The organism is Thermoactinomyces sp. CICC 23799 (assembly GCF_016055145.1).
Lineage (GTDB): Bacteria > Bacillota > Bacilli > Thermoactinomycetales > Thermoactinomycetaceae > Thermoactinomyces > Thermoactinomyces intermedius.
Genome location: NZ_JAECVV010000001.1, coordinates 190018 through 202436 on the forward strand (window position 1 = coordinate 190018; position 12419 = coordinate 202436).

Consider the following 12419-nt stretch of genomic DNA (forward strand, 5'->3'; position numbering starts at 1 on the left):
CACGGCCAGTTCCGGAATGCAGCTAATCCCTGCCGGCAGAATCTGCCGTTATCCTTGAATGAGGTGACCGTGTTACATACCCGGCTTCCAAAGGGCCGGGATTTGACGGTAATAAGGGTGGTACCGCGAGAACAGCCTTCTCGTCCCTGAGCGTGGACGGGGAGGTTTTTTATTGGAAAAAGGAGGTAAGTGATGATGAAAGCAAGTGAAATTCGCCGGAAATATCTTGAATTCTTTGCGGAAAAAGGGCACAAAATCGAACCCAGTGCTTCGCTTGTCCCTGTGGATGATCCTTCTTTGTTGTGGATCAACAGCGGGGTGGCCACGTTGAAAAAGTATTTTGACGGCCGGGTGAAACCGGAAAATCCGCGGATCGTGAATTCGCAAAAAGCGATCCGCACCAATGACATTGAAAATGTCGGATATACGGCCCGCCATCATACGTTTTTTGAGATGTTGGGGAACTTCTCGGTCGGGGATTACTTTAAAGAAGAAGCGATCGGGTGGGCTTGGGAATTCCTGACCGATCCCAAATGGATGGGGCTGGATCCGGAAAAATTATCCGTCACCATACACCCGGAAGATGAGGAAGCGTACCGGTTGTGGAAAGAGAAAGTCGGCTTGCCCGATGAGCGGATCATCCGCCTGGAAGAGAATTTCTGGGATATCGGCGAAGGACCGAGCGGCCCCAATACCGAGATTTTCTATGACCGCGGGGAACATCTTTGTGATCCCTCGGACCCGGAGTGTTACCCCGGCGGCGAAAACGAACGGTATCTGGAAATCTGGAACCTCGTGTTTTCCCAATACAACCACAATCCGGACGGGACTTACACGCCCCTGCCCAAAAAGAACATTGATACCGGCATGGGGTTGGAACGGATGGCTTCCGTGATGCAGGATGTTCCGACCAACTATGACACGGATTTGTTCCAGCCGATCATCCAGGCAACCTGTGAGAAAGCGGGAGTGGCCTACGGGGAAAAAGAGGAAACCGATGTCGCGTTGAAAGTGATTGCCGATCATGTGCGGACCATTGTTTTTGCCGTGGGGGACGGAGCGCTTCCTTCCAATGAGGGCCGCGGCTATGTTTTGCGCCGCTTGTTGCGCCGGGCCGTCCGTTACGGGCGGAAGCTGGGGATCAAACGGCCGTTCCTTTATGAATTGACCCCGATTGTGGCGGAGATCATGAAAGATTACTATCCGGAACCGCTGCAAAAACAAGATTTCATTCAACGGGTTATCCGGAGTGAGGAAGAAAAATTCCTGGAAACATTGACCGAAGGCTTGCATATTCTTGAAAAGGTCTTGGATAAAGCAAAAACTGAAGGAAAACAAGAAATCTCCGGACAAGAAGCATTCAAGTTGTATGACACCTATGGTTTTCCTTTTGATTTGACTGAAGAGATTGCCCGCGAGCAAGGGGTTTCCGTCGACCGTCAAGGGTTTGACGAAGAAATGAAGAAACAGCGGGAACGGGCCCGTTCGGCGAGGGAAGATGCGGACAGCATGCAGGTGCAAGGCGGTGTTCTTTCGGAATTGCAAGTGGAAACGGAGTTTGTTGGTTACGAAAAAACCGAATGCGAGACCACCGTTTCCGTGTTGATTCATGAAGAAGAACGGGTTCGCGAATTGACGGAAGGGCAAAAAGGGTTTTTGATCCTGAAAGAAACCCCGTTTTATGCGGAAAGCGGCGGGCAGGTCGCCGACCGGGGCGTCATTTTGTCCGGGAAGGCGGAACTGACCGTGCTGGATGTGCAAAAAGGACCGCGTGGTGAGCATGTCCACGCCGTTCAAGTTGAAAAAGGGACGATCAGCGAAGGAGAAGCGGTCAAAGCCGCCATTCATCGCGATTTGCGCCAGGACACGGTGAAAAACCATACGGCCACCCACTTGTTGCACCAAGCCTTAAAAGACGTCTTGGGCGAACATGTGAACCAAGCCGGATCTTTGGTTGCACCGGATCGCCTCCGCTTCGATTTCACGCACATCGGCGCGATGTCTGAAGAGGAAATCAAAGAAGTGGAACGGCGTGTAAACGAACAGATTTGGGCTAATAATAAGGTGGAAATCATGATCAAGCCGCTGGATGAGGCCAAAGCGATGGGAGCCATGGCTTTGTTTGGCGAAAAATACGGCAGCATCGTGCGGGTCGTTAAAATTGACGACTACAGCTTGGAGCTTTGCGGCGGAACCCATGTGAAATTCACAGGTGAAATCGGCCTTTTTAAAATTACCGGGGAAAGCGGGATCGGTTCCGGAACCCGCCGGATTGAGGCGGTGACCGGGCGCCATGCTTATGCATTTGTGGAAGAGCAGATCGGATGGCTCAACCAGGCTGCCCGGCAATTGAAAAGTAAAGCGCAAGATGTTCCGGAACGGATTGAACAATTGCAAAACCGCCAGAAAGAGCTGGAAAGGGAGAACGAATCCCTCACGGCCAAGTTAAATCAGGCTCAGGCTGCCAAATTGCTGAATCAGGTGCAGGATGTGTCCGGAGTGCCGGTGCTCGCCACCCAAGTGCAAGCCGGCGGCATGGAACCGTTGCGCTCGTTGATGGACGATTTGCGCAAGCATCTGGAAGAAGGCGTTATCGTGCTGGGCGCGGCTTCCAACGGAAAAGTGTCCATCGTGGCCTCGGTCTCCCCAAAATATGTGAAGGAAGGGTTGCATGCCGGAAAATTGGTGAAAGAAGTGGCTGTTCAATGCGGCGGAGGCGGTGGCGGCCGTCCGGACATGGCGCAAGCCGGCGGCAAGAAACCGGAACAATTGCCGGCTGCATTGGCCGGAGTCAGTGAGTGGATCCGCCGGCAACTGTCCTGAAATGTCCTGTTAAAAACAAAGGATAATCCGGTGCAAAAGGCGAAGGAGTAAAGTGCGGATCTTCCTAAGAGAGGGGTGTGAGATCATCCATGGATGAAACGATGAAGTTTAATTTCAAAGGTGGAAATGAGATCGACCCTAAGGATTTGTTGTTCCACGTTTATGAGGCCTTGAAGGAAAAAGGTTACAATCCGATCAACCAAATTGTGGGCTATCTTATTTCAGGAGATCCGGCTTATATTCCGCGCCATAAAAATGCCCGTGCCATGATCCGGAAAATGGAACGGGATGAAATTATCGAAGAACTCGTCAAACACTATCTGGGTGTGGAAAGGAAGAATCAATAAGAAAGGTATCGGAAAATGGATTTGGATGAATTCTCTTCAAAGCACATAGATGATTTTCCCCGGATTCTGGGACTGGACGCCGGAGACCGGAGAATCGGTGTGGCGGTCAGCGATGCATTGGGGCTGACCGCTCAAGGCGTCAAAGTCATTGACCGCAAAAACAGTAACTGGTTGCAAGAATTGGACCAACTTGTGGAACAATATCAAATAAAAGAGCTGGTTGTCGGCTTCCCCCGCAACATGAACGGGACTGTCGGTCCCCGCGGGGAGTTGAGCCGGCAACTGGCTGAAGAATTAAAAAAGCGATATGGATATCCTGTGCATTTGTGGGATGAACGCTTGTCAACAGCAGCGGCAGAGCGCACCTTGATTGATGCCGATCTTTCCCGCCGCAAACGGAAAAAGGTGGTTGACCAATTGGCTGCGACATGGATTTTGCAAGGATATCTGGATGCAAAGAGGAGGCAATCATAATGGCACATCAACATGAACCGGAATACTTGATCATTCCGACGGAAGACGGGAAAGAGGAAAAGTTTGAGATCTTATATACGTTTGATCATGATGAAACAGGCAAAAGCTATATGTTTGTCACGCCGGTCGACGGGGAGCAAGGCGGGGAGCCGGAGGAACAAGAGCCTTATCAGGAAGTGATGGCTTTTCGCTACACCGAAGAGGACGGCAATTTGAATCTGGAAATGATTGAAGAAGAAAATGAAGAAGAATGGGATATGGTGGAAGAAGTGTTTAACACACTGGTGAGTGAATGGGAAGAGGAAAGTGAGGAAAATGAACAATAACAACTTGTCGGTCCACGGAGCAAGAGAAGTGAATATCTTGCGTCAGCAATATCCGGATCACATGGTTTCCGGTGTCGAACCGGCCGGCACCCCATACCGGATTGTCCATGAAGTCGAAGTGAACGGACAGCACTATGCTTTGTTGCAAAAAGACGGCGATCATCCGGATGATCTGCACTTGTTCCATGTCAATCAAGGGCGCATCGAAGAAATTGAGGATGAACAAGAGTGGGAAAATATTGCCGATGCCGTTGACGAAATGTTATATTTTCATGACTTTCAGTAAAAACGGGGGGATAACCCCGTTTTCTTTTTGATAAACTGTGCTAACATAGAGAAGGGTTTCTAGTAATAAAGAAGAGATTTAATCAGAAAAAGGAGTCCACGTCTCATGAAATGGTTTTGGCGCATCTTCTTTACCATTGCGCTGCTGGCCGGTTGGGGGATTCTAGGTTACTTCTTTATGGATTTCACTTTGGGCTCACCGGAACGAACCGAACCAGTGGCGGTGGAAATCCCTAAAAATACATCATTGAAGCAAGTCGGCAAGATTTTGGAGGAGAAGCAAATCATTCGCCGGTCCTATTGTTTTGGTCTCTATGTCTTTCTCAAGCAAAAGACCAATCTGCAAGCCGGGAATTACCTGATTGAGCCTGATGAGGACATTGATCAAATATTAGAAAAATTTTCTAAAGGCGAAGAAAATGTCGTGACGGTGACCATTCCCGAGGGATGGGATGCCATCAAAATCGCCAATCGCCTGGAAAAGGAAAAAGAGGATTTTGACAAAGAAAAGTTTCTAGCTTTATTGAATAGTAAAAAACCAAAATATAATTTTGAAGTGAATATTCCCCAAAATCCCGACCGACCGTTTAAATTGGAGGGATATTTGTTCCCCAGCACCTATGACTTTCCAAAAACGGCTTCGGAAGAGGAAATCATCAACATCATGCTGGGCCAGTTTGCACAGCGTGTCGAAAAACTGAAAATTCGTGACCGGCTCAATCAAAACGAACCGGAAAAAGGCATGACGTTGGATAAGCTGGTGACGATTGCGTCGCTGGTGGAAAGGGAAGGAAAGGCAAAGCAGGAATATCCGCGCATATCCGGTGTGATTTATAACCGGCTGCACAGCACCGATAATCAGAAACTGAGAATTGACGCCACTTTTTTGTATGTGACGCAGTTGAAGGAAGAGTGGAAGAATATTCCTTTTCACCAGTTAAAATACAAAAAGCACCCGTATAATACATATCAAGTCAAAGGTTTGCCGCCGGGGCCGATTGCCAATCCGGGGGAAGAAGCGTTGCGTGCCGCTTTGGAACCCGAACGGCATTCCTACCAGTATTATGTCACCAAGGGAGACGGAAGCGGCGAACATTACTTTGCCGAGACGTATGAGCAGCATAATCAATACATCAAAATGAGTAACGCCAATCAAGCGCAAAGGGAACAGAAAAATTAACCGGAGAAAGCTCTTGCAACAATGCAAGAGCTTTTTTTTCGGGCCAAAAACGAAGTTTCTGAAAAGGAATGCTGAACAGAAGTGATTTGCTTGAAATGAATCATGGTTTATTTTCTTTTTTTGTATGAAAAGTTGCTTTGATATAAGAAGTATACCCCGCTTTCAACCTGTCGAAGCTGAAGAAAGAAGTGGGGTGTCATGATGAAACGAAATTGGCGAAGCATCACAGTCAGTTTGTTGTTTTTGTCCATGTTTGCCGTGATTTTGGTCCGGTTGTACATGATTCAGATCGCCTCGGCACGGTCTTTTGAGATTGTAAATAAACAAGTGGATTTGGTCACCATGGCCCAAACGCGGCAAAACAGTGAAATTGTAATTCAAAGCGGCCGCGGGGACATTTTGGATCGACATCAAGAAACGTTGGTCGGAGGAAACGATTGGCATTTGCTGGTTTTTCCGCAAAGTGAAGAACAGCTGGAGTTGCGGAAGGAGCAATTCAAACAGATTTCCGAATGGATCCATTATCCGTATGAGGCATTCCGGCGCCAGTTGTTGCATCTGAAGTCTCCCGTGATCTTGTCCGGCATTCGCGGGGAAGAAATCACCCTGTCCCCCTTGGAACGGAAGAGGATCGAAGCGATGAACATCCCGGGGGTGATGGTGGTGCAATCGGACCAGCGCATGACCTTAAATCAAGTGGCGGAACAAGTGATCGGACAGATTGCCCGCAGTCCGCTCCTTTTGAAAAACCGGTATCAGGAGCAAGCCAAAAACGGAAATTGGCATCCCGAATCATTCATTGGCATCTCCGGGCTTGAACAAGCTTTTGAACCATTTTTGCACGGAGAAGAAGAGCATCTTTTAATTTATACCAAGGCACGGACGGGAAAACCGTTAAACGGGGTGCAAATGAAACGAAAAGATATTCAACGCGGATCCGAGGACCGGCCCAAAACCCTTGTCACCACATTGGACAAAGAGATTCAGCAAATGGCGGAAAACCTGTTGCAAGAGGAAAGCGTGGAGGACGGTTCGGTGGTGATTCAGGAGATCTCTTCCGGGGATATCCTGGCGATGGCCAGCCGGCCGAAAGGAAATTCGGAAAAGGAAGGGGAAAATCATTGGGAAAACCGGGCTGTGATGGAGGCAACGCCCGGATCGATCTTTAAGACCGTGGTCGCGGTGGCGGCGTTGGATCAGGGGTTGGTCCGCCCGGACACCACCTTCCATTGCAAAGGAAAATTGGATGCTTACCATTTGCGGGACAATGATCCCAAAGGGCACGGCAAAATTACGTTTGCCGAAGCTTATGCCCACTCCTGCAACATTGTGTTTAGCACCGTGGCCAAAACGCTCGGCCCTGAAAAACTGGAGGAATATGCGAAGCGTCTGGGACTTGGGCAAAAAGTAATCTGGAACGGTAAAGTGTTTCACGACCCGTCGTTTGCGCAGTTGGAAGAAGAGCAATCGGGACTGATTTTTGCAGATTCCACGAATAAAAAAGATGGAGGGGTTTTGGTGCAAACCGGGATCGGGCAGCGCGATGTCCGGATGACTCCGGTTCAGGCAACCAATATGATCACTTCGGTTTTCCATCAGGGAAAAACCATGGAACCGCGTCTGGTCAAGGAAATCAAAGATGCAGAAGGGCGCACGTTATTTCGCTTTCAGGAGCAGACCATCGAAGGGGCCAAGCCGCTCAAGCCGGAAACCGCCGCATCCGTCAAAACGCTGATGCGCCAAGTCGTCACAGACGGCACGGCTTCATCGCTTAAAAATGCAACCTGGTCCCTGGCGGGCAAGACGGGAACGGCTCAGATCGGGGTGGACAAAGACAGGTACAACAAATGGATGATCGGTTTCGGCCCCGTGGAAAAACCGCGTTATGCGGTGGCCGTGTTGTTGCGTTCGGTGGACGATGCCGGTGATCAAAGGGCGGTAAAAATCTTTGAAAAAGTGATGAACAATTTGGCTGAATTGGAAAAAAAGCGGGCAAAAGAGGGAAGGAATCCATAAAAATGCGGAAAAAAGAATAATTATTTCCGCGGGTGATGTGAAAGTTATTGGTTTCACAAGATGTTCTTCTGGTTGTTTTGTGATTCCTATCCGATTATGATATTAGTAGTATTGTAGGTTTTAAATAAAGGAGTAGAAATCATGAAAATCACCGTTAATTTATCAAAGGCCGAACTTGATTTAATTGAAGAAGCTCTCTTGCAATATCAAAATCTTTTGCTCAAATCAAAAGATCAGGATGAAATGGTCAATGACGAGTTAAAATTGGTGCGCCGCGTTTTGGAAGAGTTTGGGATGGAGGATTTGGAGGAGAATTCCCAAGATCAACAGCAGTCCCATCAAAAGGCATTGCCGATGCCTCCGGGCGGGAACCAATATCAGCCGCCGCAGGGCCAGTACGCTTCTCCCAATCAATACCATGGTCCCAATACCTTTGTAGCTCCCAATCAATATCCATTTTCTCGTTAAATGGATTCAGTAAATCAGCGCCTCTGATTTTCATACTCTTCAGATGGCGCTTTTATATTGGATGCCGCAGCATGTTATGATGTACATGAATGAAGATGATTGGTGCATATGCTAAAGGGAGAAAGATGATGAAGGAACAAGAAGTGAAAAACATTTTAAAAAACTTGAAAGTCGGGGAATCGACTTATTTTTCGACGTCGAAGGATGAACATAAGATTGAAGTGGAAAGAGTGTTCAAAGGTTTGGACGAAGGTTGGATGGTGATTTATCAGGGAGAGCGCAAGGTTTTCAGTGATTTGGACGAAGCTGCCCGCTTTTTGTCCCAGCATTGGGAAGTGAATATCAAAAAGCGCATGCAAAACCAATATCAGGAAATGAATGATTTGATTGATTTGGGAGAATACTGATCTTGAGAGGATTGGGGAAACAGATTCCTCAATCCTTTTTTTATTCTCTTTGAAAAAACGCGGTTTAAAAACAGAAAAACCGGGGAATATATCTAAATTATGAAACGGAGCATCTTTACCAGTCTGTAAATAGGAAGGATTGAAGCATGAAAAAATTTACTAACGTCTTCATTATTTCAGTCATGATTTCTTTTGCTTTTATTTTGTGGGGGGTTGTCGCCCCGAAACATATTCAGTCGGTCATGAACTGGATCCAGACTTTTTTGCAGGATAAGTTTGGTTGGTTCTATTTGTTTTCCACCACGGCCTTTTTGATCTTTTGTTTATTCCTCATTTTCAGCCGCTATGGAAACATTCGCCTCGGAAAAGATACCGATCGTCCCGAATTCGGCACCCTTTCATGGTTTGCCATGTTATTCAGTGCCGGAATGGGGATCGGGCTGGTCTTTTGGGGAACAGCCGAGCCTTTGTCCCATCTGTATCAGCCGATCTTTGCGCAACCGGGTTCCGGTACCGCCGCCAATGATGCGATGCGTTATTCCTTCTTCCATTGGGGATTGCATCCATGGGGAATTTATGCCCTTTTGGGATTGGCACTTGCCTATGCAAACTTTCGCAAAGATGCTCCGGGATTGATCAGTCACACCTTTTATCCGCTGTTGAAAGAGAAAGTGAAGGGACCGATCGGGAAAACGATCGATATCATTTCCGTTTATGCCACGGTGTTCGGTGTGGCCACTTCCTTGGGATTGGGGGCCATTCAGATCGGCGGGGGGCTTTCTTTTGTGACGCCGCTAGAAAATAACATCCTCACCCAATTCATTGCCATTGTGATTGTGACCGGCTTGTTTATTCTCTCGGCCACCACCGGATTGAATAAAGGGATTAAGTACTTGAGCAATATCAATATTCTGATTGCGGTATTGTTGATGTTTTTTGTTTTGTTCACGGGACCGACCAAGTTTATCATGAACTTGTTCACTTCCACGCTGGGAGCCTATATCCAGGAGTTGCCCCGGATGAGTTTTTATTTGGGACCGTTTAATCCGCAGGCCAATGAATGGATTCAAAGTTGGACGATCTTTTACTGGGCATGGTGGATTGCTTGGGCTCCGTTTGTCGGAACGTTTATTGCCCGCATTTCAAAAGGGCGCACAGTGCGGGAATTTGTGATCGGTGTTCTCTTGGTGCCCACCCTTTTCGGGGCATTTTGGTTCAGCGTTTTCGGGGGAACCGGACTTCACATGGAAATGTCGGACGGTATTCCGCTGTTTGAACAGATGAGCGAGCAAGGAACCGAAGTGGCTCTGTTCTCGATGCTTTCCCATTTGCCGTTGAGCGGAATCATGATTGTACTTGCCGTGATTTTGATCAGTACGTTTTTCATTACTTCTGCCGACTCGGCAACGTTTGTGCTGGGAATGCAGACAACGGACGGGAGTTTAAACCCTTCCAACACCATCAAATGGATTTGGGGACTCATCATTTCCGCTTCGGCTTTGATCCTGCTTTACTCCGGCGGATTGGAAGGATTGCAAATGGCATCGATTATTGCCGCTTTTCCATTTGCTTTTATCCTGATTGGCGTGGCGGGTTCCTTGTTGAAGGCATTCCGCAAGGAAGTGCCCAAAAGAAGAAGAACGGGAACCGCGAAAGGGCCGGAATCGGCGTGAGCAGCACGGCTTGACATGAAAACCACTTCTGAATGATCTTTCAGAAGTGGTTTTTTAAAACAGGAGGCGTGTGGTTGATAACAACGGAAATATGTTAGGATGAAAAAGAAACAGAATGAATTGAAAATATCTTGTTAAAAAACGGAATCTTTTTTTATTCATTCCAATTAAAGGCGGTTGGTACGGTGCAGAAAAAAAGTTTGGTTATCTTTGATGGGAGCCGCATTTTTAATGGCCACTTCCGCTGTCGGGCCCGGATTTTTGACACAAACTTCCGTAATTTGGCGCCAGTTTCGGTTTTGTGATCTTGGCGTCCGTTCTGCTTGACATCGGAGCCCAATTAAATATTTGGCGGCTTATTGTTGTATCGAAGAGGCGGGCGCAGGATATTGCCCATGCAGTCTGGCCGGGGCTCGGTCATGTTTTGTCGTTTTTGGTGGTGTCGGGAGGATTGGCTTTTAACATTGGCAATGTGGCTGGTGCCGGATTGGGGTTTGAAGTGTTGTTTGGTGTCGATGCGGTATGGGGAGCGGTCATCAGCGGATTGATTGCCGTGATGATTTTTTTGTCCAAAGAAGCCGGGAAAGTGATGGACCGGTTTGCCGTGCTGTTGGGATTTGTGATGATCGGGCTGACCATCTGGGTGGCGGTGGATTCGCATCCTCCCCTGGGTGAAGCCGTGGTGCGCTCGTTGGTCCCCGATGTGCCCGTCGGGAAGTGGAATGCATTTTTTATGGCCATTGTGACCGTGGTCGGCGGATCGGTTGGCGGATATATTACCTTTGCGGGAGGGCACCGCCTTTTGGATGCCGGATTGAAAGGAATGGAGGCATTGCCGGAAACCAACCGGAGTTCGGTTTCCGGAATCATTATCACATCGGTCATGCGTTTGGTCTTGTTTTTGGCGACATTGGGCGTGGTATCCGCGGGGGGGACTTTGAGCGAAAGCAATCCGGCGGCTTCGGTGTTTCAGCTGGCCGCGGGAAAGACGGGCTATCAATTGTTCGGGTTGGTCATGTGGGCGGCAGCCATTACGTCGGTGGTGGGAGCGGCGTATACTTCCGTCTCCTTTATTCGCACTTGGCATGAAAAGATCGACCGTCATCACCGGTGGTGGACCGTTTGTTTCATCTTGTTGTCCACAGCGGTTTTTGTGGTGGTGGGAAAACCGGTGAAAACATTGATTTTGGTGGGGACGTTGAACGGTTTTATCCTGCCGCTTTCCCTGGCGATCATCCTGCTTGCCGCCCGCCGGAAGGAGATTGTCGGTGAATACAGACATCCGCTTTGGCTGACGGTGTTTGGTGTCCTGGTTGCCGTGATCATGACCGCCATGGGAGTGGTGGTCAGTGTGGAAGAGTTGCCGAAGTTGTGGGCATAAAGCAAAAAATCCCCGGCAAGGGGATTTTTTATTCAAACACAATGGTTTTGTGATTGTGAACGATAATCTGGTCATTGATGTGCCATTGGACGGCCTTTGCCAGAACGATCCGCTCCAGATCGCGGCCGATCCGTTTTAAATCGGCGACATGATGGCGGTGATTGACACGGCTGACATCTTGTTCGATAATGGGGCCTTCATCCAAATCTTCCGTGACATAGTGCGCGGTGGCCCCGATGAGCTTCACTCCGCGGTTGAACGCTTGGTGATACGGTTTTCCCCCGATAAAAGCGGGCAAAAACGAGTGATGGATGTTGATGATCTGATTCGGATAACGGTCGATGATTTTACCAGGGATAATTTGCATATAACGAGCAAGGATAAGAGTATCCACTTGGTGTTTTTCAAGCAGTTCCAGATGGATGTCTGCGGCTTCTTCACGGTTTTCTTTGGTCACCGGGACATGATAATAAGGAATGTTGTGCGGTGTAACCAGATGTTCCATGTCCGGGTGATTGGAAACCACCATGACAATATCGGCATTCAATTCTTTGATGCTCCAACGCCACAACAGTTCCCGCAGACAGTGGTCTTCTTTCGAGACGAAGACCGCCAGTCTTTTTCTTTCGGACGGATGCGTGATTTTCCATTCCATCCGAAACGGCTCTGCAATCAAGAAAAATTGTTGCCGGAGTTCAGCGAGCCGTCCGGTCAGGTTGTCCATCTGAAACTGGACCCGCATAAAAAATTGTCCGCTTTCCGGATTGGTTGAAAATTGATCGGAGTGCAAGATATTGGCTCCGTTTTCATAAAGGAAATGCGTAATTGCAGCAATGATTCCTTGTTTTTCGGGGCAGGAGACGATCAGGGCCCCTTGGTTCCTATTGTCCGCTGTTTTGTTCGACGTTTGATTCATCCTTTTTCTCTCCTTTGGTGCTCCGTACTCATTCTTTACCTACTATAGTACGTTTGTGAAAGCAATTGCAATCATCATGAAAAAGATGGCATTGGACATCGGTTCACCTTCGCCGGCCGGAAA

Annotated in this window: 11 protein-coding genes and 1 pseudogene; 11 read left to right on the top strand and 1 reads right to left on the bottom strand. The window is 48.3% G+C overall.

Annotated features, from left to right (window positions below; all coding sequences use genetic code 11):
- The first annotated feature begins 195 nt into the window (after window positions 1–195).
- The 11 genes and pseudogenes from alaS to I8U21_RS01125 all read left to right on the top strand — a co-directional run bounded on the left by alaS (window position 196) and on the right by I8U21_RS01125 (window position 11380).
- Window positions 196–2823, top strand: coding sequence for an alanine--tRNA ligase (alaS, locus tag I8U21_RS01075; protein WP_198053055.1), 2628 nt, complete (start codon window positions 196–198; stop codon window positions 2821–2823).
- 89 nt (window positions 2824–2912) lie between these two features.
- Window positions 2913–3170 (top strand): IreB family regulatory phosphoprotein, encoded by a 258-nt coding sequence (locus tag I8U21_RS01080; RefSeq protein ID WP_181731028.1) that lies wholly within the window; start codon window positions 2913–2915, stop codon window positions 3168–3170.
- Window positions 3171–3185: 15 nt separating this feature from the next.
- A complete protein-coding gene (gene ruvX / locus I8U21_RS01085) occupies window positions 3186–3644 on the top strand; it encodes a Holliday junction resolvase RuvX (protein ID WP_181731027.1) in 459 nt (152 codons plus the stop codon).
- On the top strand, window positions 3644–3970 hold the full coding sequence (locus I8U21_RS01090) for a DUF1292 domain-containing protein (RefSeq protein ID WP_181731026.1): 327 nt from the start codon (window positions 3644–3646) through the stop codon (window positions 3968–3970). The genes ruvX and I8U21_RS01090 overlap by 1 nt, the downstream gene beginning before the upstream one ends.
- Entirely contained in the window at window positions 3960–4256 is a 297-nt protein-coding gene (locus I8U21_RS01095) for a DUF1292 domain-containing protein (protein WP_181731025.1), read from the top strand. The genes I8U21_RS01090 and I8U21_RS01095 overlap by 11 nt, the downstream gene beginning before the upstream one ends.
- 105 nt (window positions 4257–4361) lie before the next feature.
- Complete coding sequence (gene mltG / locus I8U21_RS01100) at window positions 4362–5435, top strand: endolytic transglycosylase MltG (protein WP_198053056.1); 1074 nt, start codon at window positions 4362–4364, stop codon at window positions 5433–5435.
- Between the two features lie 201 nt (window positions 5436–5636).
- The gene (locus I8U21_RS01105; RefSeq protein ID WP_198053057.1) at window positions 5637–7451 is read left to right on the top strand and encodes a peptidoglycan D,D-transpeptidase FtsI family protein; all 1815 of its coding nucleotides are present in this window, start codon (window positions 5637–5639) and stop codon (window positions 7449–7451) included.
- 141 nt (window positions 7452–7592) lie between these two features.
- Window positions 7593–7919 carry a hypothetical protein gene (locus I8U21_RS01110; protein WP_181731022.1) on the top strand — a complete coding sequence of 109 codons (327 nt, stop codon included), beginning with the start codon at window positions 7593–7595 and terminating at the stop codon, window positions 7917–7919.
- Between the two features lie 128 nt (window positions 7920–8047).
- Window positions 8048–8326: a hypothetical protein gene (locus I8U21_RS01115; RefSeq protein ID WP_037993247.1), complete on the top strand. Its 279-nt coding sequence runs from the start codon at window positions 8048–8050 to the stop codon at window positions 8324–8326.
- 146 nt (window positions 8327–8472) lie between these two features.
- Complete coding sequence (locus I8U21_RS01120) at window positions 8473–9999, top strand: glycine betaine uptake BCCT transporter (RefSeq protein WP_181731021.1); 1527 nt, start codon at window positions 8473–8475, stop codon at window positions 9997–9999.
- Window positions 10000–10212: 213 nt separating this feature from the next.
- Window positions 10213–11380, top strand: a pseudogene (locus I8U21_RS01125) (NRAMP family divalent metal transporter).
- A 28-nt stretch (window positions 11381–11408) separates the two neighbouring features.
- On the opposite strand, the gene purU reads toward I8U21_RS01125, so the two are convergent.
- On the bottom strand, window positions 11409–12296 hold the full coding sequence (purU, locus tag I8U21_RS01130) for a formyltetrahydrofolate deformylase (RefSeq protein ID WP_198053058.1): 888 nt from the start codon (window positions 12294–12296) through the stop codon (window positions 11409–11411).
- Window positions 12297–12419 lie beyond the last annotated feature (123 nt).

Bases quoted from the DNA above. Each gene is read 5' to 3' on its own strand.
- alaS (WP_198053055.1), top strand. From the start codon at position 196: ATGAAAGCAAGTGAAATTCGCCGGAAATATCTTGAATTCTTTGCGGAA.
- I8U21_RS01080 (WP_181731028.1), top strand. From the start codon at position 2,913: ATGGATGAAACGATGAAGTTTAATTTCAAAGGTGGAAATGAGATCGAC.
- ruvX (WP_181731027.1), top strand. From the start codon at position 3,186: ATGGATTTGGATGAATTCTCTTCAAAGCACATAGATGATTTTCCCCGG.
- I8U21_RS01090 (WP_181731026.1), top strand. From the start codon at position 3,644: ATGGCACATCAACATGAACCGGAATACTTGATCATTCCGACGGAAGAC.
- I8U21_RS01095 (WP_181731025.1), top strand. From the start codon at position 3,960: ATGAACAATAACAACTTGTCGGTCCACGGAGCAAGAGAAGTGAATATC.
- mltG (WP_198053056.1), top strand. From the start codon at position 4,362: ATGAAATGGTTTTGGCGCATCTTCTTTACCATTGCGCTGCTGGCCGGT.
- I8U21_RS01105 (WP_198053057.1), top strand. From the start codon at position 5,637: ATGAAACGAAATTGGCGAAGCATCACAGTCAGTTTGTTGTTTTTGTCC.
- I8U21_RS01110 (WP_181731022.1), top strand. From the start codon at position 7,593: ATGAAAATCACCGTTAATTTATCAAAGGCCGAACTTGATTTAATTGAA.
- I8U21_RS01115 (WP_037993247.1), top strand. From the start codon at position 8,048: ATGAAGGAACAAGAAGTGAAAAACATTTTAAAAAACTTGAAAGTCGGG.
- I8U21_RS01120 (WP_181731021.1), top strand. From the start codon at position 8,473: ATGAAAAAATTTACTAACGTCTTCATTATTTCAGTCATGATTTCTTTT.
- purU (WP_198053058.1), bottom strand. From the start codon at position 12,296: ATGAATCAAACGTCGAACAAAACAGCGGACAATAGGAACCAAGGGGCC.